This is a genomic window from Wolbachia endosymbiont of Oedothorax gibbosus (genome assembly GCF_936270435.1).
Classification (GTDB): Bacteria; Pseudomonadota; Alphaproteobacteria; order Rickettsiales; family Anaplasmataceae; genus Wolbachia.
In genome coordinates this window covers 284,397-308,209 of record NZ_OW370567.1, presented here as the reverse complement: position 1 = coordinate 308,209, position 23,813 = coordinate 284,397, and the positions used below count along the sequence as shown (strand labels likewise).

The following is a 23,813-nucleotide window of genomic DNA, read 5'->3' as shown; positions in this document are numbered from 1 at the left end:
GAATTTTTGTTTCAATATTTGTACATGAGCCACGCATCTGAACAGATACAATGTTATAGCTAGAGATAATTTTTAAATGATTGATATTTATGAACCACGACTTTTCTTATTGTCCACTTGTTCAACATTACCCTTCTCAAATTTACTATCTACTTCTTTTGTGTGTTCATCATCTATACTAGTCTTATCTTCTATCTTACTTGAGTGGCTTGATTGCAATTTTTCATGTGCTTCCATGTTGTCATATATAGGGTTACTGATGATTTCTATTTTTTTAGGTGTGAAAATTCTTGCTAAAAATTCCCCTATTATTGGTATTGATCTTAAGAAATCTCTTAGCTTTGAAGATTCTTGTCTTTTGTTTAAAAACTGTTGGTCTATTTTAGGGGTTTTTACACCATACTTTTTATCATCAAAATTTATTGCAGTTCCTGTTTGAGCCTTTGATCTATTGGCTTTTTCAGGTTCTTGAAGTGTAGAGATTGCAGGTTTAACCTTAGTTTCATCATATTCTTTACTCATTTCTCATTTTACCACGCAATATTATTAATATTGCATAATAATAACTAAATTATGGTTAATTGCAAGGTAAAAATATTAAAACAATTGTAAATTTTGTCAGTAAAAATATAATAGAATTTTAAAGTTAGAGGTTCATCTATATGAGATATAAAATTGCTGTTATTGGAGCAACCGGAAGAGTAGGGCGTGAGGTATTAAGCACGCTTGCTGAGTTTCAAGATGAGGCAATAGATTCTGTTATTGCACTTGCATCGAAAAAATCAGAAGGGAAGAAGGTGAGTTTTGATGACAAAGAGTTAACAGTTTTATGCCTTGAGGATTATGACTTCGTTGGAACTAATATAGCCATTTTTTGTGCCGGATCTCATGTTTCTGAAAAGTATGTACCAATTGCAACACAGGCTGGATGCATCGTGATAGATAACAGTTCCCATTTTAGAATGAAAGAAGGTGTGCCACTCATTATTCCGGAGATTAATAAAGAAAAAATTATGGAATATAAAAACCACAACATAATATCCAACCCAAACTGTACTACAATACAGATGCTGCTAGTACTACATCTATTACACCAGAAAGCAAAAATAAAGAGAATCGTTGCTTCAACTTATCAATCAACTTCTGGTGCAGGTAAAGCAGCAATGGATGAACTTTATAATCAGACAAAAAAAATCTTCATGAATGAGACTAAAAAGCCCGAGATATTCCCCAAGCAAATAGCGTTTAATTGCATTCCCCATGTAGGAGAATTCATGGAGAATGGTTCTACAGAAGAGGAATGGAAAATGCAAGAAGAGACAAAAAAAATTTTAGAGGAAGATATAAAAGTTACTGCAACTTGTGTAAGAGTACCCGTCTTTATCGGTCACGCTATGGCAGTAAATGTAGAATTTGATCAACATATCACTGAAGAACAAGCTCGTGAAGTGCTAAGTGAAGCCGAAGATAGTGGAGTTTTAGTGTACAACAGGCGTGAAGATGGTGAATACATAACTCAAATTGATGTTGTACAGGAGAATGCTGTATATGTATCGCGTATTAGAAGAGATAATACTGTTGAGCACGGATTAAATATGTGGATAGTGGCTGATAATCTGCGCAAAGGCGCAGCATTAAATATAGTGCAGATTCTTGAGATTTTGATAAGAGAGACTCAATAACTTAAATCTATATTGACATGTCCCATTTTACGCTTATCTCTAACCTCTTTTTTCCCATATATGGTTAAACTAGCTTTTTCTTTGCTCAAATACTTATGAGAATCATATATATCATTACCTATTATATTTTTCGTCATACAAGGAAAGCGTAATACTACTTCCTGCATAGGTAGCCCGCATATTATCCTAACTAGCTGTTCAAATTGACTAACGTTACATGCATCCAAGCTCCAGTGGCAAGAATTGTGAGGTCTGGGAGCTAGTTCATTAACTAGCAATTCGTTATCTTTAGTAACAAAAAATTCAATAGCCAGAATTCCTATTACATCAAGCGCATTTGCTATTTTCTTTGCAGTTTGTTGTACCTCTTGAGTTAATTTGCTATCTATTTTAGCTGGCACTGTTGAAGTATCAAGTATTCCATCAACGTGGTAATTTTCTGCTATAGGAAAAAAAGCTACTTTACCATTTTTATCTCTTGCAACGACTATTGAAACCTCTTTCAGTAAATCAACATTTGCTTCAAGAATGTACTCTGTATTCCAATCAAAGGAAGCAAATTGCTTCACTTCAGAATCATTCTCAAGCACATATTGCCCTTTTCCATCGTAACCCATTTCTGTTGTTTTCAGCCTTGTTGGATAGCCAAAAGCTCTACTGCTTTTCAGTAGCTCATTATAATTTTGTATACTCTTATAGTTAGCAGTTTTTACACCCAAGTTTTTAATAAAATCCTTTTCTCTCAGTCTGTTTTGCGAAATGTGTAACGCTTTTTTACCTGGGTAAAAATCTGCGTGCTGTGATACGATATCAATTGCACTACATGGAATATTTTCAGACTCAATAGTAACTAAATCCACACTATGTGCAAAAGATTCAAGCGCTTTCTTATCAGAGAAATTTGCTATTGTGAAATCATCAGCAACAGAGCAAGCCGGATCGTCTTTAGCACTGGCAAAAATATGTACTTTTTGTCCAAGTTTTGTTGCAGCGATAGCAGTCATTTTACCTAATTGTCCACCACCTATTATTCCTATTACTTTTTTGCTAAGTGCATCTGGTCCGTTCATACTATAAATTCTAACTAAAGTATACTTGAAAAATCTATGAAAAAAGTATATAATTAAAATACTATTTTCTTATCATGAATATTTTATAATGATAGAGTACACACTAACTACCAATTTTGTTGAAGTTAAAGTTTTACCGATTTACATTGAAGAACAATCCATTCCTTATGAAAATTGCTATGTATGGATGTATAACGTTAAGATAAAAAACAAAAGCCAATCAACTATTCAATTATTAAGTCGTCATTGGCAAATAATAGATTATAAGGGAAAAATAAATGAAATTGCCGGAGTTGGTGTGATCGGAGAACAACCTGTGATAAAATCTGGAGAGGTATTTAAATACACAAGTGGAACATACTTAAATGCACCGTCAGGAATAATGCAGGGCAAGTATGAATTTCTGAATGAAGAAAGCATAAAAATTTTTGAGGTTATGATACCACCCTTTTCTTTGGATAGTCCATACGTCAAAACTAGACCCCATTAACTATCAAAATAGTTTATTTGTAACCAGACTGCATTCTGTGGTTTTTAGCAAAACACGATCTTTCATTTGAGCTTTCTTCAATTTAAAATAAATACAGAAACTAGCTATCTTTAAAAATATGGTTGAATAATTGTGTGTATAATGCACCCCATAAATTAGACCAAAAAAAAATGGTTAATCCGAGTAAAAAGGGAAAAGAATGGAGTGTAGTATGAGAACAAAAAAGCAGAGTTAAAAGCAAAGATAGCTTTGGAAGCAATAAAAAATCAAAAAAGCACAGCAGAGATATGTAGTAATACCATCAACAAATTTATATGATTGGCGTGATAGAGTATTAGCAAGATTAAAAGACCTATTTATAGAAGAAAGTGAGAGTATAAGAAAACAAAGGATATTAGGACAAGAAATAGAAAATTTGCATAAAGTTATAGGGGAATTGACGGTTGAAAATAATTACTTGAAAAAAAAATTACTGAAATAAACAAAAAAGATAGGATAAAACTTATAGAAAAAGACTCTGATCTATCAATAAGAAAACAAGCTAATTTATTGAGGATTTGCAGGTCTAGCTTATATTATAGTCCTATAATTAATGATGAAAGTGAGATAGCAAATTTAATTCAAGAAATATATTTGGCTTCAGACTGCCATTATGGATATCGAAAAATTACTGCTGAAATTATAGCAAATGGAATAGTAATCAACCATAAGAAGGTTTTGAGAATAATGAAAAAGATGGGAATTACTGGGTTATATTGTAGAAAAAAACATAACACTAGCATTAAAGATAAAAAACATAAAATATATCCTTATTTACTTGAAGGTTTGATTGTTTGTAGAGCTAACCAGGTGTGGGCCACTGATATAACGTACATTATGCTTGAAGGTAAGTTTGTCTATTTTGTAGCAATAATGGACTTGTATAGTCGCTATATTATTGCTCATTCATTATCACCATATCTTGATGCTGGATTTTGCATTCATACTCTCAAAGAAGCTCTAAAACAAGGTAAACCTGAGATTTTCAACAGTGATCAAGGTGTGCAATTTACAAGCTATAATTTCATTATGGAGTTAGAGCGTGCTAATATAAAAATCAGCATGGATCATAAAGGACGCTGCTTTGATAATATATTTATTGAACGCTTATGGAGAACTTTAAAACAAGAAGCCATATATTACTATAGACCAAACAGTATCAGAGATTTGGATGTTGTAATAAAGGATTTTGTTGGTTGGTATAACTATAGAAGGCGACATCAGTCTTTACATTATAAAACTCCTGCTGATCTCTATTATCATAGACAATGAATGAATATGTGCTTTAAATGTGTGTGGACGCACATATTCATTATTTTTTTTAGATTAGAACTTCTTTACAAAAAAATCGGATTACTTTGAAAAAAATGGTCTAGACAAATGGGTGCACTATACAACTACTTTGCCGATAAAAACAGGCAAATCTGTTGGATCAAGAGATTTTGAAACATAGTTGAAGTCAAAGTTCTGGTTAAGAAATGTTGCTGCTGAGTTGTTTGCACTGAAAAAAGCTCTGTTAAAAAATGAGATAGATGTTTTTAGATTTGCCAGACGTGCCAGAAAATTGCGAAAGCGTACACGATGTTACTTGAAGGAAATATCTCGCTTACCTGAAGCAATAGGAGCTTCTCGAGTTGCAAAGAATATTTTGAAATCTGAAAGAATGATGTGGAATTTGTGTGCCGTAGAAGCATAAAGGATGCTCAGACAAAGAGCAAACTAAGTGCAAAAGCTACATAATAGATGAGGGTGGGCCCCTCAAAGCCGGTTTACAAGAGCAGGCTTTAAACAACCGTAAGCTGCTTTGATAAAGAGTCAAGGTAGTGAGCGTTACGGAAAAGGCACAATTATGTGTCATGTGTTGAATAGAGAGACGAACGCAAGTGAACCACTGATGAAGTGTCGAAACATCAAAGGTGACGTCAAAACCAGGGGGTAAATTCTAACTTGGGATAAACCTATCGGAAACTTGTTTACTGGGTAGCGGCATAAAGGTGGCGTGAATCTATTTTGGGCTATTGTGTGGAACTACGGGAACCTGTCGTTTCGATGACAAGGGAGAAATCCAAGAAGATAAACTTCAAGGATGAGAGTACCGATGCGAAAAACAGAGCTCGTAGTAGTGAAGAAATTTCTGTAATGGAAATGGAGCGAAGGGATTCAGTTTTATTAGTTGGGCAACCAGAAATGGGAGGAACTGACAAATAAAACGAGGCCATCAAATATATGACTGATGGCTGAATAATGGGAGCTGTGTGAGTCGAGAGGGTGCGCCGTGGCACGCATTAAGAAATACTTAGCAGAGCTAAGCGGGGTTCAGAATAAATGGCCTCGAGGTGAACAACTAACTTTAACCCGAAAGGGGAGGAGGACAAGAGCATGTATGTAAAGCGAGAGTTGTCTGAAGATGTGTAAGATAACGGCTTGCAACACCTGATCAATATGGTTAAAGCTAAACTGCTTGAATTCTAATCTTCAGGGGTGGGACTTCACATCCATGGGTATCACATTTAAAACCCCATGTCTACAGTAAGCACAGATTAAACTTTCGTTTGTGCGACATTCTGGCTGTAGAACGATAAGTAGTGAACTTATTTAAGAGGATGAATGGAAAACCTAAGTTGATCTAGAACAGTTCTTAGTGACGGAACATGGGATGACCTAAGGAACGCGAGTTCTATGGTTACGGAGTCATCGTAGTAGTCGTGGAAGTAACGAACCACCGGGGAATGTGGGAGAGCCACATACAGGGCAAAGGGTGACAGATAATTGAATGTTGAAATTGGGAGGTACGCAAGATGCGGAAAGCTGAAACAATACTTAACATTATACGTGAACGCGGACAAAGAAATCTGCCGGTTAAAAACGTATATCGCCTACTTTATCAGCGTGATCTTTACCTTCAAGCGTATGGTAAACTTTGTCGTAATAAAGGTGCTATGACAGAAGGTGTAACTGCTGAAACAGTTAATGGTATGTCTTTGGAGAAAATTGATAAAATCATAGAGGATTTACGCTATGAACGATATCGATGGATACCAGTAAAACGTATCTACATTTTAAAGAAGAGCGGTAAACGAAGGCCGTTAGGATTGCCAACATGGTCAAACAAGTTACTTCAAGAAGTAATCCGATTAATATTGGAAGCCTATTATGAGTCTAAATTTAGTGAGTGTTCACATGGATTCCGGCCAAAGCGTGGATGCCATACTGCATTAAAAGCAGTAACGCAAAAAGGCAGAGGTACAAAATGGTTTATAGAAGGGGATCTCAGAGCATGTTATGACTCAATTGATCATACCATATTGTTAAAAATACTGAGTGAAAGCTTTCAAGACAACCGTTTTATCCAACTAATCAATCGACTGCTAAAAGCAGGATATATGGAAAATTGGAAGTACAATAAGAGTCACAGTGGAGTACCACAGGGCTCTATTATTGGTCCAATTCTGAGTAACATATTACTCGATCGGTTAGATAAACATGTGGAACATACATTAATACCAGCAAATAACCGAGGTAAGCGAAGAAGGACAAACCCAAAATATTTAAGGTTAACCAAGCAAGTATCGATGATGAGAAAACAAGGGAATTGGGAGCAAGTAAGGCAACTGCGCCAATTAGTGCAGAGTATGCCATCTAAGGACTCTTGTGATCAAAATTATCGACGTCTTTGGTATGTTAGGTATGCTGATGATGTTCTGGTAGGGTTTGCAGGACCAAAAAATGAAGCTGAACAAATTAAAAATGAGATTGCTAGATTCCTCAATGAGGAGCTCAAACTTATGCTTAATGAAGATAAAACGCTTATTACACACGCATGTGATAGCAAAGCCAATTTTTTGGGTTATGAAATACACGTCTTGCATGCAGATGATAAACATGATCATCGGACACAGCGGTGTATTAACGGTAGTGTTGGCTTACGTGTACCACACCATATAAAGCAGAAAAAGTGTTCTGAATATATGCGTTGTGGAAAGCCTATACATTTACCTCAACGTACAATTGATACAGCTTACAGTATTGTTGCTCAGTATCAAACTGAATATCGAGGAATTGTACAATACTACAAAATGGCCTACAACCTTCACACACTAAGTTATCTGAAGTATGTGATGGAAGTATCATTAGTAAAGACTTTAGCATCTAAATACAAAACAACTTGCAGGAAAATTTATAGAAAATTTGGTGCGATGATTGAAAACGATGAAGGTGAAAAACGAAAAGTCATCCAAATCAGAGTAGATCGTTTACCATCAAAGATACCATTAATTACACACTTTGGTGCTGTGTCGCTAAAATGGAATAAATGGGTAAGCATAAGTGATAACCTTATACCAATATGGAATAAGCGTAGTGAAATAGAGCAAAGACTATTGGCACAAACTTGTGAATTATGTAAATCACAAGAGCAGATTGAGGTACACCATGTACGTAAACTTGCTGATCTACGAAGTAAGAGTAATGTTGAACTACCTGAATGGAAGAAAAGAATGATTGAACGACAGAGAAAAACTCTTGTTGTTTGTCATGAATGCCATAAGAAAATCCAATATGGGAAATATGATGGTGATTCCTTAAAACGTTAGATTATTGGAGAGCCACGTGATACGGAAACGGTCATGCGTGGTTCGGAGAGAGGCTGTTGGAAAAGTGCTTAATAGTAACTCGCTGGCTGCCTACTCTACCTCATGCACAGTTCTGCGACTTACTATTACCCATAAATCTATAAATGGTGAAAAAGCTGCTATTTTACTAATGCAACTTTCTATTATAAATAGATCTATGGTCTAAAAATGGAATATATGATGGAAAGAAATATAAATACCTCAACTGGCGAATGGGCAGAAAGTGAATTTGGAATTGTTAATTTTGGTGATATAAGATTAAGTAAGAGGCTTTTAAAAATAGTTAATAGTTTTGCTGAATCACCTGAGCGTTCAATAAATCAAGCTTGTGAAGATTGGCATCAAAGTAAAGCAGCTTATAGATTTTTCCAAAACGATGCCATTTCTGAAAGAAAGATATTAGACAGTCATATAATTAAAACTGTTGAAAGAGCTAAGGAACACTCAACCATCTTAGCTATCCAAGACACGAGTTATATTTCATATAAAAATCATAAAAAGACCGAAGGATTAGGGATTATAGCAGCAAGATTAACATCTAAAACAACTAATTTTAAAACCCATGGATTAGTGATGCATACAACGTTTGCAGTTACAACAGAAGGGCTACCTATAGGATTATTAGATCAAAAAATTAGTACTAGACCTTCCTTAGCTGAAGACCTAAAGGAGTTGAAAAGAAGAAGCCATAATACTGCTCTTCCCATAGAAGAGGAAGAAAGCATACGGTGCACTTAAAGATTCTACTCACCATCCTGGATTAAAGAACGTTAAGGTAGTTACCGTTTGCGATAGAGAAGCAGATATTTATGATTTATTTGAAGTCGCTTCCACTAATCAATCTCTTTTTGTAGTAAGAGGAAATCAAAACAGAACAGTAAATAAGAAGTCGACTTATTCTGAAAAAGGTGGTGAAAGGTTGTGGGATTTGCATGTCTTGTCAAGGAGAAATACAAGTCTGCTCGCAATGATAAACCTCAAAGAACAACAGTTTTAGAAGTAAAGTTTAGTAACTTTGTGATGAATGCATCAAAAAATAATGCTAGACGTAAAACCCAAAAACTTCCTAATTTAAGTTTAAATGCTGTCTATGTTATAGAAAAACACCCCCCATTTGGCGAAGAGCCTATGAACTGGGTTTTGTTGACAAATATAAATATTAATAATTTTGAAGAAGCAGTAGAAAAAATACAATGGTATTGCTTAAGATGGAGAATAGAGGTTTTTCATAAAATTTTGAAATCCGGTCTTAAAGTTGAAGAATGTAGGCTCCAAACAGCAGATAGATTAATCCGCTTTCTTACAATTATGAGTATAATTGCATGGAGAATATTTTTTATCACATTGGTAGCTAGAACAAATCCGAATCTTTCTTGCACTGTCATACTGACTGATGACGAATGGAAGGTTTTATATACCAAAATGCTTAAGACAAAAAACTATCCTGAGACTCCACCACCTATAAGAGAAATTGTGAGGTGGGTGGGCAAGTTAGGAGGGTTTTTAGCTCGCAAAAATGACTTAGAACCAGGCCCTATAGCTTTGTGGAAGGGATGGAAACGTCTCTTTGATTTAGCAGAAGGATGGAGACTTGCTCATGAATTCTATACTTGTGGGTAATAGTAAGGTTCTGCGAGAGGCTGGCGGGGAAGGTCCGCTGGTCTACTCTCCTTTGAATGATTCAGAAAACATTCCATTGACAAACAATCACGCTGAACAACAGATACGACACTATGTCGTTTACCGTAAAAACTCATATTTTACCCAATCGGAGCGAGGAAACACATTCCTTGAGCGGATAATTTCATTATACTTAACATGGAAACAAAGGGGCTTTCCAAAACCTTCTATCTATTGTTTCTTAAACCACTCTGCTGAACGGATACTATAGTATTTCCTAAAATGAATGATAAATTTCCATTATGGTATTACCAACCAAAAGTTGTAAGTCTGTATATTTATGCATTAAAGGTCTGAGGCGGCTTTTGATGGTATGCCAACAATGCTCTATAGGGTTCAAATCTGGTGAATATGTCGGTAGATAGAGCAAACGGCATCTAGCATTATCTATTAACTCCTTTGTTTTGGGAGTTTTATGGAATGTGGCATTGTCCATAACTATTGTAGTACCATGTGGCAATTTAGGTAATAGCATCTTCTCTAACCATGTATTGAATACCTCTTTGTCACACCCACCTTTGAAAGTCATTGGTGCAATAAATCTCTTTCCAATCAACCCGCCTATTATACTGATTCTCTCTCGTTTTCTTCCTGGAATATCTGCATAAATTTTCTTTCCTATTGGAGCACTCTCGGTATAACCTATCCTGCTTCATCTATATATAAGATGCTAGAACAGTCTATTTTAGCGATTTTTTCGATAAATTTCTGCCTATCTTCATGGCTCCGTTCTCGGTAAAGCGTGGTCTTTTTTTTCTTGTGATTTTTAGCTGCTTTAGCCTGTACCAAATCGAGTTTATTCCGAATCCAAGGTTTTGTTTCATCTCCATTAGCGTGTGATCTGGATTCTTTTTAACATATTCTTCGAGTATTTTTGGGTCTATTTTTCGAATAAAGCTGCCGTTTTTCGATGGTCTTAGCAGCGGCTTTCTTTCTTAACCAGCGGTACAGAGTCTATCTCCAAAAGCTCTGCCACCTCAACCTTTGACTTCCCTTTTTCTATCATCGATACTGCCCTTTCCCTTAAATCCACACTATATGCCATTATAACTCAAATAGCTTATTATACCTTTATCATTTACTTTGGGAAGTACTATAATATGGGATGAAGGAGATAATACAAGAAAATATTAGCTATGTTCTTTTCACAACGATGCATCTCTTCATTCCTGCTAAATCATGTACGTACTCCTGAAAAGCTAGTTCATACGAGGGTATTATTTTGTCAATATCATTTTGATCTTCACCTATCTCCAGTATTGCAAACCCATTTTTTTAAGGCACTTTTCCAATATTGGAAAAATACTCAAATAACAGCTCAAACCATCAATGCCACCATCAAGGGCAATTCTTGGTTCCTTTTGCACTTCGGCTTGTAAGTCTTTCAATTTGCTTCTTTTAATATATGGAGGATTGCTAATTATCAGATCAAATGAGCCTCTGCATTCTGTCCATGAATTTGGAAATATTTTAGCTCTGCTGAGTAGGTTATGGTTTTTTATATTCTGGTGGGCAACTCTATATGCTTTTAAACTCTTTTCAAAACCGATACCAACGGCATATTCATACTCACTAAGTACGGATATCAATAAACAACCTGTACCTGTACCAAAATCTGCAATTTTTAGTTTCTGCTTTTTATTTGGGTAATATTTTAACACTGCTAGGATTATTGTTTCACTATCTGGTCTTGGATCTAAAACATGTTGGTTAACTATAAAATTTTTACTCCAGAATTCACGATTACCTATTATTTGCGATATTGGATATCTTTCCGCTCTTTTTTTTGTTAATTTCCAAAATAAAAGTTCTTTCTCCATCGGCACTTGATCAGCATGGTTCATAATTATAAATGATCTTTCCACTCCAAGTACGTGCTGCATGATGATTTCACAATCCAAATGTGGTGACCTTACCCAGAAAAAGTAGAGAGGAAGTTAAGCCATTTTTGAGGTAAAATAAAACATGATCATGAGGGCTTATTATGGTAAAGAACAGAAAGAATTACACAGTGGAATTTAAATTAGAGGCAATAAAGTTGGTAAAGGAAACGGGGCAGTCAGCAAGCAAAATAGCTAAAGATTTAGGAATAGATAACAGTACACTAAGTGACTGGATAAAAAAATATAACGAAAAAGGATCAATAGAAGAAGCATTTCCTGGTAAGGGAAAGTTGGCACCATGTGATAAAGAAAAGTTTGAATTAAAGAAAGAACTAACAAGAGTTACTAGAGAAAGAGACATTTTAAAAAAAGCCCTGGGCAAGTCACAAAGAGTAAAATATTTATTTATCAAAAAGCATAGAAACTACTATAAAGTACAGGAGTTATGCAGGATTTTCTGCTAGCGGCTACTACAAATGGACTAGTAAGAAGAAAAGCAGCAAAGAATCAACAAGGGAGCAGTTTCTAGCAGATATTCAAAAAATATACCAAGCATCTAATTGTAGATATGGTGCACCTAAAATTCATGCTGAACTAAAGGCTTTAGGTAAAAATTGCAACATCAAAACAGTGCAGGATGTCATGCAAAAAAATGGCATTCAAGCTAGACTGAGGCGAAGATTCAAAAGCAAAAAACAGCAGACTGACAATAGCTCCCAATATATTGGACCAAAACTTTACTACTAGTCAGCCAAACAAAGTATGGGTAACTGATATTACATACATAAAAACTAAGGATGGTTGGCTATATTTGGCAGCAATAATTGATCTATATTCACGTATGGTAGTTAATGAGTAGTACAATAACTAAGCATAGATGCTTTATTGATGGCTGTTGATAAGCGCAAACCAGCCAAAGATCTGCTATTTCATAGTGATCAAGGTTCACAATATACCTCTAAAAATTATCAATTTTTACTGAATACAAAAAGTATTATTTCTAGCATGAGTCACAAAGGTTGTTGTTACGATAATGCTGTTTCGGAGAGCTTTTTTAGTTCACTAAAGAGGGAATTACTCATTGATACCTCACAACACTCCGCACAACAAGCTAGAACCGCAATATTTGAATACATAGAAATTTTTTATAACAAACAACGTAGACATTCTACTATTAACTATTGCATTCCTGAAAAATTTGATTCATCATTTTCATAATGAAAATGGCTTAACTTCCTCTCTACTTTTTCTGGGTAAGGTCAGTGGTGATTCAACTTTGTGTGACAATAGTAGCTTCGATCCTTCTTGAATTAAAGTGCTGATTGTTTTCATTATTCCAAAAATATGTTCCTTTCAGCCAAGAATAGCAATTCCAGTTTAGGGTAGCTGCACTAAATCCCAGTGTCAAGCACACATTTGTACGGATATTGCAATTTGCAGGTTCAAGTAGCTGACACTGGTTCACCTTATGCATATTGATACTCCTATAAAAAATTTGGGTTGTTGAGTTTACCGTTTTTAAAATCCACTAGAATTCTAACAGTTTCTGGTTTATCTTCAAATAAGTATTTGCCTCTGGTTTTACTATCATCTTTTTGTATTGTAATTTGACCATTATTGATTCTATCGTAAAGCCAATGAGTAGTAACTTTGAGGATTTTTGCAATTTGTGGAACAGTAAGGTAGCCAGGCACTTTAAACCCCAGTTGCGGATTAGAAGTCAGTGAAAAAGATAGGAAAATAGGGTAAACTCCGGAAACATATTATCAAAAAATAGAGAGGTTACCCATGAATAAAAATGTAACAGAATTATTTTGCTTTGTAGACGATTTTTGCAAGGCTATAAACAAAAATTTCGCAGAAAAACTCCTGCCAAACAGTAAAAAACCTACCAGAACGGCAGAGATTACGCATTCTGAAATTCTTACTATAATTTTACTTTATCAACAATCTAGATGTGAGGACTTTAAATCTTTCTATACATATTATTTGAAAGCACTATATGGATCTGAGTTTCAAAATTTGCCAACATATAGTAGATTTATTAGGCTAAAACCGAGGGTTTTATGGTATTTAGTGCTCTTGTTAAAGTGAGCAGTCAAAAGTGACCGGAATTTCGTACATAGATGCAACGTCTATCGCTGTTTGCCATCCAAAAAGAATCTCAAGAAACAAAGTTTTCAAAGGATTGGCGGAGCTTGGAAAGACTACATACGGCTGGTTTTTTGGTTTCAAATTGCATATGGTAATCAATGAAACTGGCGAAATTCAAGGAGTTACACTGACTAAAGGTAACGTTGACGACAGAAAACCAGTACCAAAATTAACTGAAAAACTGACCGGTCTTTTGTTTGGTGATAAGGGCTATATAAAGAAAGAGCTCTTTGCAAAACTCTTCGATAGAGCTCGTTACCAAAGTAAAAAAAGGTATGAAAAACACATTAATGCTGCTTGAAGAAAAGATTTTTTTAGGAAAAAGGTCGATTATTGAAACAGTTTTTGGCTACCTAAAAGACAGACTTGAGCTTGAGCATTCGAGGCATAGATCTTATATGTTGAAATTAAGTCTTTATAAGTATTAAGAAGTAGTAATATAAAGATGTATAGAGAAGAGGAACCGCCATAGATCTTGGTCATAAGGACCGTATTGGAGCAAGGTTCTCTTCTCTTAGGTTTTATACTGAAAGTTCCGAACAACTGATTGAGCTTTTAGGCTCGTATATAAGACTGGAAAATGCAGTATATGTTATTATTACGGAGGAATTATGAATTCATCAAACATTATTGCTGGCATTGATGTTAGCAAAAGTAAATTAGATATCCACATTCACCCATTTGGACATTATAAAACGTTTGAAAACAGTATACAAGCCATCGATAAAACACTAGACTTTTTACGTTTGCATAATGTAACCAAAGTTGGTCTTGAGGCAACCGGCGGATACGAAAAATTATGCGCATATACTTTACTAAGCAATGGTTTTGAGGTGTACGTCATTCAACCTAGATGGGTTAGAGACTATGCTAAAAGCCTTGGTATTACTACAAAAACTAGACTGCAGCACGTTATATTAATAACACAGATATGCGTGCTACTCCCTTAACAGTTGGTAATAGTAATATTGATTGCTTGAAACAAAAATTATCTCGTAGAAACCAGCTAGTAGAAATAGCAAAAATACAAAAAACCAACAGGTAACTGATACATCTATAATCAAGCAGATAGAAGATCTTCTTGCAATTTTACACAATCAAATAAAAACTTTAGAAGATGAAATGATTACATTTATCGATCAAAACCAAGACCTTGCAAAAAAATACATATCAATAACCAGTATACCAGGTATAAGTAAAATCACAGCCCTAACTTTGATCTGCTATTTACCTGAATTTGGAACTCTTCAAGAAAAACAAATATCTAGCCTTGTCGGACTTGCGCCTTTTAATCGAGATAGTGGTTTTAGTAGAGGAAAAAGGTGCATTCAGGGAGGTAGATCACAAATCAGGAAAGTTTTACACATGTGTATTCTCAGTGCACAAAAAGTTAATTCTTATATCAAACCTTTCTTTACTAGATTATATAATCAATATAAAAAGCCATATAAATTGCTTCCACTGCTGCTATGAGGAAATTGCTTATTCTTGCTAACTCTTTAGTCAGAGATGACAGGGTTTTTACTGAGGAATATAGTCCTAAGACTGCTTCTATATAGTAATAGCGTAGCTGTGAATAAGTACGCCCACACAAATCTTAAGTACTTATTCACAGCTACATCAATTTTCCTATTGACTTTTAACACAACTGCTCCAATAAATTTTTTGGTGCACATCTTTTCTACATTAGTTTCATATTCCATGAAGCCTGGAGAGTAGACCGGCGGAACTTCCCCACCAGTCTCTCGCAGAACTGTACGTAAAGTAGAGTAGGCAGCCAGCGAGTTACTATTAAGCACTTTTCCAACAGCCTCTCTCCGAACCACGCATGACCGTTTCCGTATCACGTGGCTCTCCAATAATCTAACGTTTTAAGGAATCACCATCATATTTCCCATATTGGATTTTCTTATGGCATTCATGACAAACAACAAGAGTTTTTCTCTGTCGTTCAATCATTCTTTTCTTCCATTCAGGTAGTTCAACATTACTCTTACTTCGTAGATCAGCAAGTTTACGTACATGGTGTACCTCAATCTGCTCTTGTGATTTACATAATTCACAAGTTTGTGCCAATAGTCTTTGCTCTATTTCACTACGCTTATTCCATATTGGTATAAGGTTATCACTTATGCTTACCCATTTATTCCATTTTAGCGACACAGCACCAAAGTGTGTAATTAATGGTATCTTTGATGGTAAACGATCTACTCTGATTTGGATGACTTTTCGTTTTTCACCTTCATCGTTTTCAATCATCGCACCAAATTTTCTATAAATTTTCCTGCAAGTTGTTTTGTATTTAGATGCTAAAGTCTTTACTAATGATACTTCCATCACATACTTCAGATAACTTAGTGTGTGAAGGTTGTAGGCCATTTTGTAGTATTGTACAATTCCTCGATATTCAGTTTGATACTGAGCAACAATACTGTAAGCTGTATCAATTGTACGTTGAGGTAAATGTATAGGCTTTCCACAACGCATATATTCAGAACACTTTTTCTGCTTTATATGGTGTGGTACACGTAAGCCAACACTACCGTTAATACACCGCTGTGTCCGATGATCATGTTTATCATCTGCATGCAAGACGTGTATTTCATAACCCAAAAAATTGGCTTTGCTATCACATGCGTGTGTAATAAGCGTTTTATCTTCATTAAGCATAAGTTTGAGCTCCTCATTGAGGAATCTAGCAATCTCATTTTTAATTTGTTCAGCTTCATTTTTTGGTCCTGCAAACCCTACCAGAACATCATCAGCATACCTAACATACCAAAGACGTCGATAATTTTGATCACAAGAGTCCTTAGATGGCATACTCTGCACTAATTGGCGCAGTTGCCTTACTTGCTCCCAATTCCCTTGTTTTCTCATCATCGATACTTGCTTGGTTAACCTTAAATATTTTGGGTTTGTCCTTCTTCGCTTACCTCGGTTATTTGCTGGTATTAATGTATGTTCCACATGTTTATCTAACCGATCGAGTAATATGTTACTCAGAATTGGACCAATAATAGAGCCCTGTGGTACTCCACTGTGACTCTTATTGTACTTCCAATTTTCCATATATCCTGCTTTTAGCAGTCGATTGATTAGTTGGATAAAACGGTTGTCTTGAAAGCTTTCACTCAGTATTTTTAACAATATGGTATGATCAATTGAGTCATAACATGCTCTGAGATCCCCTTCTATAAACCATTTTGTACCTCTGCCTTTTTGCGTTACTGCTTTTAATGCAGTATGGCATCCACGCTTTGGCCGGAATCCATGTGAACACTCACTAAATTTAGACTCATAATAGGCTTCCAATATTAATCGGATTACTTCTTGAAGTAACTTGTTTGACCATGTTGGCAATCCTAACGGCCTTCGTTTACCGCTCTTCTTTAAAATGTAGATACGTTTTACTGGTATCCATCGATATCGTTCATAGCGTAAATCCTCTATGATTTTATCAATTTTCTCCAAAGACATACCATTAACTGTTTCAGCAGTTACACCTTCTGTCATAGCACCTTTATTACGACAAAGTTTACCATACGCTTGAAGGTAAAGATCACGCTGATAAAGTAGGCGATATACGTTTTTAACCGGCAGATTTCTTTGTCCGCGTTCACGTATAATGTTAAGTATTGTTTCAGCTTTCCGCATCTTGCGTACCTCCCAATTTCAACATTCAATTATCTGTCACCCTTTGCCCTGTATGTGGCTCTCCCACATTCCCCGGTGGTTCGTTACTTCCACGACTACTACGATGACTCCGTAACCATAGAACTCGCGTTCCTTAGGTCATCCCATGTTCCGTCACTAAGAACTGTTCTAGATCAACTTAGGTTTTCCATTCATCCTCTTAAATAAGTTCACTACTTATCGTTCTACAGCCAGAATGTCGCACAAACGAAAGTTTAATCTGTGCTTACTGTAGACATGGGGTTTTAAATGTGATACCCATGGATGTGAAGTCCCACCCCTGAAGATTAGAATTCAAGCAGTTTAGCTTTAACCATATTGATCAGGTGTTGCAAGCCGTTATCTTACACATCTTCAGACAACTCTCGCTTTACATACATGCTCTTGTCCTCCTCCCCTTTCGGGTTAAAGTTAGTTGTTCACCTCGAGGCCATTTATTCTGAACCCCGCTTAGCTCTGCTAAGTATTTCTTAATGCGTGCCACGGCGCACCCTCTCGATTTATACAGCTCCCGTTATTCAGCCTTTTGATCCCAATCCTAGTGTCCAGTGATAGAAAATATTTGGAGACCTCTTTCTCACTTTTGCTAGAAATTGCTTTGCTAGTCTTCCATGATTTCGAAGTTTCTTATATTTGGCTCTGACCCATCCTACTAGGTGCCACTCTACATTTCTGAGAGATGGATACATCTCTGATTTATAAAACCTGCCATAGTACTGATACCAGCCTCGGACTATAGGATTTATTTTCTTTGATATTTTCTCTAGTGTTGTATATGTTTGCCTACGTATTTTCCATGACCTTATGGTTTGGTTGATCTTCTTCTTGGCTTTGTTGCTAATTGCAGGTAGAAATGAGACAAAATAGTTTCCTATTTTATTGTTCTTTGCCAGTCTAGGTCTGAACGTGTAACCCAGAAAGTCAAAGCTCTGTATTGGAAACTCATCTCTCCTATTGTCATCCTTACAGTACACTATTTGTGTCTTTTCAGGATGTAATTTTAGCTTAAACTCAGCCAATCTTTCTTCGATCTTGTCTTTTATGAATTTTGCCTGTCTCTGGGTTTTACAGTGCACCATTGCATCATCTACATATCTCTCAAATGGTATTGTTGGGTAGTTTTGCCTCATCCACATATCAAATGCATGATGCATAAATATGTTAGAAATGATTGGGCTTACAGAACCTCCTTGTGGAACTCCCTTATTCCTAACTACCTTACTGCCATCTGCTAGTTGAATCGGGGCTTTCATCCACCTTTCCACGTACAGTATGACCCACTTGCAATCTGTATGCTTCTTGATAGTTTGCAGTGCTAACACATGATCCAGATTGTCGAAAAATCCAGAAATATCAAGATCTATCGTCCAATCACTTCTCCAACATCTCTTACACGCTGTACTTACCGCATCCAGTGCAGACTTGTTTGGTCTATAACCATACGAATCTTCGTGAAATTCCTGCTCTACTAACGGTTCGAGATACATAGTAGCTGCTGTTTGCCCTATCCTGTCGAATACTGAAGGAACACATAAAGTTCTTTGTCCTCCTGTATCTTTTGGTATCGCAACAGCTTTTACTGGTTCTGGAAAATAACTTCCGGATGACATCCGATTCCACAGTTTGTATAGATTATCTTTTAGATTTTCTTCAAACTTTGTTATCGAGACCTCATCTACACCTGCCGCACCTCTGTTTTTGGATACTTGTTTATAAGCTTTCCAAATCAGTTGCTTTGGTATGTCAAAAGATTTTGTTTTATTCATTAACTCTTCCCTTTCGGTTGATAAATAATTAAAACTAAATAACTCAGCCCCTTCGCTCCATTTCCATTACAAAAACTTCTTCACTACTACGAGCTAATCCGCCCCTGTTTTTCGCATCAGTACTCTCTTCCTTAGAACCTGTTCATAATCTTTTAAGGAGTAAAGAAGTGAAAGCAAGAACGACCATTTGTAAGCTAGTGTTGAGTTTCCGCTCGCAATTTTTCCACAAACGCCTACATTTTTCCAACCAAGCAAAAGAGCGCTCAACAACCCATCTCTTTGGCAGTACAACAAAGGTGTGTAATTCACTTCGCTTTATTACTTCGACCGTCGAACCAATAGTTGCTTTTATTTGTGTTGCAAAATTTTCTCCAGTGTAGCCTGCATCAACAAGTATATTTTTAACTTCAGAGAGTTTTTCTTTAGCATTTTCGACCATTTTCATGGCACTGCTGCGGTCGGTTGCTTCTGCCGTTGTTACATAAATCGCGTGTGGTAAACCTTGTGTATCTACTGCAATATGGCGCTTTATTCCTGAAATTTTTTTACCTGCATCGTAGCCCTTATTTTCAGCAGTATCTGCATTTTTTACGCTCTGAGCATCAATTATACAAAAACTAGTTCTTTCTTTCCGACCATTGCTGATACGTGTCTCTCCAACTAATTTTTTTTAATACACGCTCCAAAGTACTTTCTGTATCTTCGCTTGGTTTTTCACTCCATTTTTTAAAATATTCGTAACAACTTCGCCATTTTGGAAAATCTTTTGGCAGCATTCTCCACTGACAGGCACTTTTTAGGACGTACAGCACTGCACAAAATACATCATACAAATCAAGTTTTCTTGGTTTTGTTTTCTTCCTACTACTCTCCAGAATTGATCTGATTTTTTCAAATTGTTCTCGACTTATGTCACTTGGGTATAAATTTCTCATATATCCTTATTCATATACATCATCTCATAGTTTATCACTTTTTTGAGATTATGAACAGGTTCTTAGAGTTCAGCTCCTTGGACTTCTCCCTTATCATCGAAACGACAGGTTCCCATAGTTCCACACAATAGCCTGAAATAGGTTCATGCCACCTATATGCCGGATGCCACCTACCCAGTAGACAAGTTCCCGATAGGCTTATCCCAAGTTACTTTTTCTCCCCTGGTTTTGACATCATCGCATTACCTTTCGACGTGTAATCAGTGGTTCACTTGCGTTCATCTCTCTATTTCACACATGACGCATAATTACGCCTTTTCCATAACGCTCACTACCTTGGCTCTTTACCAAAGCAGCTTATGGTTGTTTGAAGCCTGCTCTTGTAAACCGGCTCCGAGGGGCCCACCCTCATCTATTGTGCAGCTTTCGCACTTAGTTTGCTCTTTCCTGAACATTCCTTGTGTCTCTACGGCACACAAAAAGCCCTGTATTTCTAGATTTTACTATATTGATTAATCCGCAACTGGGGTCTTAAAAAGCCGAAAATCGTGCTTCCTAGCATTTGAAAAAGACGTACAAATAATTTTTTTACTATCTTTTTCGGTAATAATTTGTGTTTTTATACCGTGCTTTTTCTTTTTTCCTGAATAAAATCTTTTTTGCTTTTTTTTTGCCTCTCAACAGGAGTTTCGGTTGCGTCAATCACTAAAACTTCATATTCCATATCACTTTTTAAGAGCTCTTTTCGTCCTGGTAATGCAAAATCTGGATGTTTTACTAACTTGTCTTCTACCCACTTTACTGTCTTATATGCTCCACTTTCACTGATTCCATAGCTTTGCGCAATATGAAAATATGTCCGATATTCGCGGAGATACTCTAATACCATTAGGAGCATGTTTTCCTCACTTAGCTCTTCCTCCTCTAGCTTTCTTCTTTTTATTTGCTTTCCTTAGAATTTCCACTATCTTATCAAACGTTGCTCTTTTTAGCCCTGTTAATCTGCGAAATTTCTCATCTTCTAACTCTTTTGCTGTTTTGTATTTCATCTATCTCCTTCACACTAAATTACCATTGTATATCTTCTTTGGCTTTATGCTAGTTTCGAAAGAGGTCTAGTTTTTACGGTAAACGACATAGTGTCGTATCTGTTGTTCAGCATGTCAATGGAATGTTTTCTGAATCATTCAAAAAATTCCACATCATTCTTTCAGATTTCAAAATATTTTTTGCAACTCGAGAAGCTCCTATTGCTTCAGGTAGGTAAAATATCTCCTTCAAGTAATACCTTGTACGTTTTCGCAATTTTCTGGCACGTCTGGCAAATCTAAAAACATCTATCTCATTTTTTAACAGAGCTTTTTTCAGTGCAAACAACTCAACAGCAACATCTCTCAAATAACAGCCGAGAATTTTGACCTCAATGTTCCAACTATGTTTCAAAATCCCTTGATCCAACAAATTTGCCTCTTTTCATCAGAAAAATAATTGTATGCTGCATATCTGTCAGTTACTACCAAGCTATTACGATTGCAGCATACACTGTTTTTTAAAACTTTCATTCCCCTTGACTCTGTAAATTTTACAAAACTTGCCGTATTGCTTGCAAACACCAAGCGAGTTTACCTTTGTTATAATGGCTCGTTTCATCAATAAGTAGAACTTTACTTCTACTTATCTCTTGTTCGATCTGCTCATATGCTTCTTGGCATTTTTCTGCAACTCTAGCCTCGCTATTTGACACGCTACCAACACTGATGTCCAGGTTGAAAATATTTTTTATAATATTTGCTATTTCTCTTTTCGAGTTCTTGTAAAATCCGCTCAGCGCCGCGATTGTTGACTTAACTTTTGGACCAAATGTATCTGGCGTAACACCTTCTGGTAACTTACTGCTTCTTCTTTTCCCGCATCTCCGGCAACGACCATTGATATTCCACTACATAAGGCCTAATTTACGGAAGATCAACTTTTTGATGAATGTACGGTCCCTTGCATATTGCAATCTCTCCTCCGCATTCACAAGTAGATGACAACTTTACTTTTATCACCTCATCTGCATCCATTTTGGCGCGAAAACTTCCTTTATGACCAACCTGACCACCGACGTTTCTGTCGCTCTTTGGCTTGTCCTTCTTTATTTTGTATAATTCTTTAGAGCTTGGCAGAGATGAATTTTTCGAGTTTAAACCAAGCCTCTCCTTTAATTCAGCGTTCTCTATCCTCAGGGCTTTATTTTCTGCTTTTAAGTTTTCTACTTCTACTTCCAACTTCTCTATTTTTTTGCTGTAAATTTTTGCAGAGCTCTTCTAGATCAATCATATTACCTCACGTTTACCCTATGATTATCTTTTTAGATCACCTTGTCTACCTATTTTGCCACTCTGCTGAACGGATACACAAAATTCATTATAAAATAGCCATTTAACCTTTGAAGAAAAAATATGCCACAAAAAATGAGAGTCAGTAACCATAGCGAATATAACAAATTTCTAGAAATAAAGAGGAAATATTTTTCGTTACATCGATGAAGCTATCGAAAATTGGTATGAAAATAGTCCAAAAATGCAAGGCGGCAACTATATTTTATAATGCACCCCATAAATTAGACCAAAAAAAAATGGTTAATCCGAGTAAAAAGGGAAAAGAATGGAGTGTAGTATGAGAACAAAAAAGCAGAGTTAAAAGCAAAGATAGCTTTGGAAGCAATAAAAAATCAAAAAAGCACAGCAGAGATATGTAGTAATACCATCAACAAATTTATATGATTGGCGTGATAGAGTATTAGCAAGATTAAAAGACCTATTTATAGAAGAAAGTGAGAGTATAAGAAAACAAAGGATATTAGGACAAGAAATAGAAAATTTGCATAAAGTTATAGGGGAATTGACGGTTGAAAATAATTACTTGAAAAAAAAATTACTGAAATAAACAAAAAAGATAGGATAAAACTTATAGAAAAAGACTCTGATCTATCAATAAGAAAACAAGCTAATTTATTGAGGATTTGCAGGTCTAGCTTATATTATAGTCCTATAATTAATGATGAAAGTGAGATAGCAAATTTAATTCAAGAAATATATTTGGCTTCAGACTGCCATTATGGATATCGAAAAATTACTGCTGAAATTATAGCAAATGGAATAGTAATCAACCATAAGAAGGTTTTGAGAATAATGAAAAAGATGGGAATTACTGGGTTATATTGTAGAAAAAAACATAACACTAGCATTAAAGATAAAAAACATAAAATATATCCTTATTTACTTGAAGGTTTGATTGTTTGTAGAGCTAACCAGGTGTGGGCCACTGATATAACGTACATTATGCTTGAAGGTAAGTTTGTCTATTTTGTAGCAATAATGGACTTGTATAGTCGCTATATTATTGCTCATTCATTATCACCATATCTTGATGCTGGATTTTGCATTCATACTCTCAAAGAAGCTCTAAAACAAGGTAAACCTGAGATTTTCAACAGTGATCAAGGTGTGCAATTTACAAGCTATAATTTCATTATGGAGTTAGAGCGTGCTAATATAAAAATCAGCATGGATCATAAAGGACGCTGCTTTGATAATATATTTATTGAACGCTTATGGAGAACTTTAAAACAAGAAGCCATATATTACTATAGACCAAACAGTATCAGAGATTTGGATGTTGTAATAAAGGATTTTGTTGGTTGGTATAACTATAGAAGGCGACATCAGTCTTTACATTATAAAACTCCTGCTGATCTCTATTATCATAGACAATGAATGAATATGTGCTTTAAACCCCAGTT

General features: G+C 35.7%; 15 protein-coding genes and 11 pseudogenes. 14 read left to right on the top strand and 12 right to left on the bottom strand.

Translation table 11 applies throughout. From position 1 onward, the window contains the following. Positions 1-87: 87 nt before the first annotated feature. On the bottom strand, positions 88-522 hold the full coding sequence (locus tag NBW39_RS01545; protein WP_250295415.1) for a RasGAP domain-containing protein: 435 nt from the start codon (positions 520-522) through the stop codon (positions 88-90). 140 nt (positions 523-662) lie between these two features. Here NBW39_RS01545 and NBW39_RS01540 point away from each other — a divergent pair, with 140 nt between their 5' ends. Continuing rightward, positions 663-1,682 carry an aspartate-semialdehyde dehydrogenase gene (locus NBW39_RS01540; protein WP_250295414.1) on the top strand — a complete coding sequence of 340 codons (1,020 nt, stop codon included), beginning with the start codon at positions 663-665 and terminating at the stop codon, positions 1,680-1,682. Here NBW39_RS01540 and NBW39_RS01535 read toward each other — a convergent pair. Then, positions 1,676-2,752: a 5-(carboxyamino)imidazole ribonucleotide synthase gene (locus tag NBW39_RS01535; RefSeq protein WP_250295413.1), complete on the bottom strand. Its 1,077-nt coding sequence runs from the start codon at positions 2,750-2,752 to the stop codon at positions 1,676-1,678. The two genes, NBW39_RS01540 and NBW39_RS01535, sit on opposite strands and share 7 nt — an antisense overlap. An 88-nt stretch (positions 2,753-2,840) precedes the next feature. On the opposite strand from NBW39_RS01535, the gene apaG reads away from it, so the two are divergent. The 7 genes and pseudogenes from apaG to NBW39_RS01500 form a co-directional block, all read left to right on the top strand. Next, a complete protein-coding gene (apaG, locus tag NBW39_RS01530) occupies positions 2,841-3,242 on the top strand; it encodes a Co2+/Mg2+ efflux protein ApaG (RefSeq protein WP_250295412.1) in 402 nt (133 codons plus the stop codon). A 243-nt stretch (positions 3,243-3,485) separates the two neighbouring features. Beyond that, positions 3,486-4,553, top strand: a pseudogene (locus NBW39_RS01525) (IS3 family transposase). 114 nt (positions 4,554-4,667) lie between these two features. Continuing rightward, positions 4,668-4,953, top strand: a pseudogene (locus NBW39_RS01520) (IS66 family transposase); the annotation flags it as partial. Positions 4,954-5,330: 377 nt separating this feature from the next. After that, positions 5,331-5,489 (top strand): hypothetical protein, encoded by a 159-nt coding sequence (locus tag NBW39_RS01515; RefSeq protein WP_250295411.1) that lies wholly within the window; start codon positions 5,331-5,333, stop codon positions 5,487-5,489. Between the two features lie 590 nt (positions 5,490-6,079). Further along, a complete protein-coding gene (locus tag NBW39_RS01510) occupies positions 6,080-7,873 on the top strand; it encodes a reverse transcriptase/maturase family protein (RefSeq protein WP_250294750.1) in 1,794 nt (597 codons plus the stop codon). Between the two features lie 216 nt (positions 7,874-8,089). After that, positions 8,090-9,532 (top strand): annotated as a pseudogene (locus tag NBW39_RS01505) (IS4 family transposase). A gap of 52 nt (positions 9,533-9,584) precedes the next feature. Continuing rightward, positions 9,585-9,777, top strand: a pseudogene (locus tag NBW39_RS01500) (IS66 family transposase); the annotation flags it as partial. Between the two features lie 32 nt (positions 9,778-9,809). On the opposite strand, the gene NBW39_RS01495 reads toward NBW39_RS01500, so the two are convergent. The 4 genes and pseudogenes from NBW39_RS01495 to prmC all read right to left on the bottom strand — a co-directional run. Next, the gene (locus NBW39_RS01495) at positions 9,810-10,214 is read right to left on the bottom strand and encodes a transposase (protein WP_256466315.1); all 405 of its coding nucleotides are present in this window, start codon (positions 10,212-10,214) and stop codon (positions 9,810-9,812) included. 58 nt (positions 10,215-10,272) lie between these two features. Then, positions 10,273-10,485, bottom strand: coding sequence for an IS630 transposase-related protein (locus NBW39_RS08825; RefSeq protein WP_370273747.1), 213 nt, complete (start codon positions 10,483-10,485; stop codon positions 10,273-10,275). Between the two features lie 23 nt (positions 10,486-10,508). Beyond that, the gene (locus tag NBW39_RS08680) at positions 10,509-10,637 is read right to left on the bottom strand and encodes a hypothetical protein (RefSeq protein WP_256466305.1); all 129 of its coding nucleotides are present in this window, start codon (positions 10,635-10,637) and stop codon (positions 10,509-10,511) included. Between the two features lie 89 nt (positions 10,638-10,726). Continuing rightward, positions 10,727-11,508, bottom strand: a pseudogene (gene prmC / locus NBW39_RS01490) (peptide chain release factor N(5)-glutamine methyltransferase); the annotation flags it as partial. Between the two features lie 68 nt (positions 11,509-11,576). Here prmC and NBW39_RS09150 point away from each other — a divergent pair. Continuing rightward, positions 11,577-12,693: pseudogene (locus NBW39_RS09150) on the top strand (IS3 family transposase). A 266-nt stretch (positions 12,694-12,959) separates the two neighbouring features. Here NBW39_RS09150 and NBW39_RS01475 read toward each other — a convergent pair. Further along, entirely contained in the window at positions 12,960-13,169 is a 210-nt protein-coding gene (locus tag NBW39_RS01475) for a helix-turn-helix domain-containing protein (RefSeq protein WP_250295102.1), read from the bottom strand. A 94-nt stretch (positions 13,170-13,263) separates the two neighbouring features. Between NBW39_RS01475 and NBW39_RS01470 the strand changes: the two are divergent. The 3 genes and pseudogenes from NBW39_RS01470 to NBW39_RS01460 form a co-directional block, all read left to right on the top strand. After that, positions 13,264-14,024: pseudogene (locus tag NBW39_RS01470) on the top strand (IS982 family transposase); the annotation flags it as partial. 216 nt (positions 14,025-14,240) lie between these two features. Next, positions 14,241-14,579: an IS110 family transposase gene (locus tag NBW39_RS01465; protein WP_250294925.1), complete on the top strand. Its 339-nt coding sequence runs from the start codon at positions 14,241-14,243 to the stop codon at positions 14,577-14,579. 172 nt (positions 14,580-14,751) lie between these two features. Beyond that, entirely contained in the window at positions 14,752-15,102 is a 351-nt protein-coding gene (locus tag NBW39_RS01460) for an IS110 family transposase (RefSeq protein WP_250294924.1), read from the top strand. Positions 15,103-15,492: 390 nt separating this feature from the next. On the opposite strand, the gene NBW39_RS01455 is transcribed toward NBW39_RS01460, so the two are convergent. From NBW39_RS01455 to NBW39_RS01435, 5 genes and pseudogenes are all read right to left on the bottom strand, one after another. After that, positions 15,493-17,286, bottom strand: coding sequence for a reverse transcriptase/maturase family protein (locus NBW39_RS01455; protein WP_250294750.1), 1,794 nt, complete (start codon positions 17,284-17,286; stop codon positions 15,493-15,495). Positions 17,287-17,843: 557 nt separating this feature from the next. Further along, the gene (gene ltrA / locus NBW39_RS01450; RefSeq protein ID WP_250294718.1) at positions 17,844-19,091 is read right to left on the bottom strand and encodes a group II intron reverse transcriptase/maturase; all 1,248 of its coding nucleotides are present in this window, start codon (positions 19,089-19,091) and stop codon (positions 17,844-17,846) included. 142 nt (positions 19,092-19,233) lie between these two features. Further along, positions 19,234-20,026, bottom strand: a protein-coding gene (locus tag NBW39_RS01445) for an IS5 family transposase (protein WP_250294670.1) whose coding sequence is annotated in 2 segments (ribosomal slippage) — positions 19,234-19,761 and positions 19,763-20,026 — 792 coding nt in all. Because the reading frame shifts where the segments join, the coding sequence is not laid out codon by codon here. Between the two features lie 530 nt (positions 20,027-20,556). Further along, positions 20,557-21,075, bottom strand: a pseudogene (locus tag NBW39_RS01440) (transposase family protein); the annotation flags it as partial. A 69-nt stretch (positions 21,076-21,144) separates the two neighbouring features. Further along, positions 21,145-22,348: pseudogene (locus NBW39_RS01435) on the bottom strand (IS66 family transposase); the annotation flags it as partial. A gap of 122 nt (positions 22,349-22,470) precedes the next feature. On the opposite strand from NBW39_RS01435, the pseudogene NBW39_RS09145 reads away from it, so the two are divergent. Next, a pseudogene (locus tag NBW39_RS09145) lies at positions 22,471-22,612 on the top strand (IS5 family transposase); the annotation flags it as partial. A 107-nt stretch (positions 22,613-22,719) separates the two neighbouring features. Next, positions 22,720-23,787 (top strand): annotated as a pseudogene (locus NBW39_RS01430) (IS3 family transposase). Positions 23,788-23,813: the final 26 nt, after the last annotated feature.

Coding starts and splice junctions, on each gene's coding strand:
- NBW39_RS01545 (WP_250295415.1), bottom strand. CDS start 522: ATGAGTAAAGAATATGATGAAACTAAGGTTAAACCTGCAATCTCTACA.
- NBW39_RS01540 (WP_250295414.1), top strand. CDS start 663: ATGAGATATAAAATTGCTGTTATTGGAGCAACCGGAAGAGTAGGGCGT.
- NBW39_RS01535 (WP_250295413.1), bottom strand. CDS start 2,752: ATGAACGGACCAGATGCACTTAGCAAAAAAGTAATAGGAATAATAGGT.
- apaG (WP_250295412.1), top strand. CDS start 2,841: ATGATAGAGTACACACTAACTACCAATTTTGTTGAAGTTAAAGTTTTA.
- NBW39_RS01515 (WP_250295411.1), top strand. CDS start 5,331: ATGACAAGGGAGAAATCCAAGAAGATAAACTTCAAGGATGAGAGTACC.
- NBW39_RS01510 (WP_250294750.1), top strand. CDS start 6,080: ATGCGGAAAGCTGAAACAATACTTAACATTATACGTGAACGCGGACAA.
- NBW39_RS08680 (WP_256466305.1), bottom strand. CDS start 10,637: ATGGCATATAGTGTGGATTTAAGGGAAAGGGCAGTATCGATGATAGAA.
- NBW39_RS01465 (WP_250294925.1), top strand. CDS start 14,241: ATGAATTCATCAAACATTATTGCTGGCATTGATGTTAGCAAAAGTAAA.
- NBW39_RS01460 (WP_250294924.1), top strand. CDS start 14,752: ATGATTACATTTATCGATCAAAACCAAGACCTTGCAAAAAAATACATA.
- NBW39_RS01455 (WP_250294750.1), bottom strand. CDS start 17,286: ATGCGGAAAGCTGAAACAATACTTAACATTATACGTGAACGCGGACAA.
- ltrA (WP_250294718.1), bottom strand. CDS start 19,091: ATGAATAAAACAAAATCTTTTGACATACCAAAGCAACTGATTTGGAAA.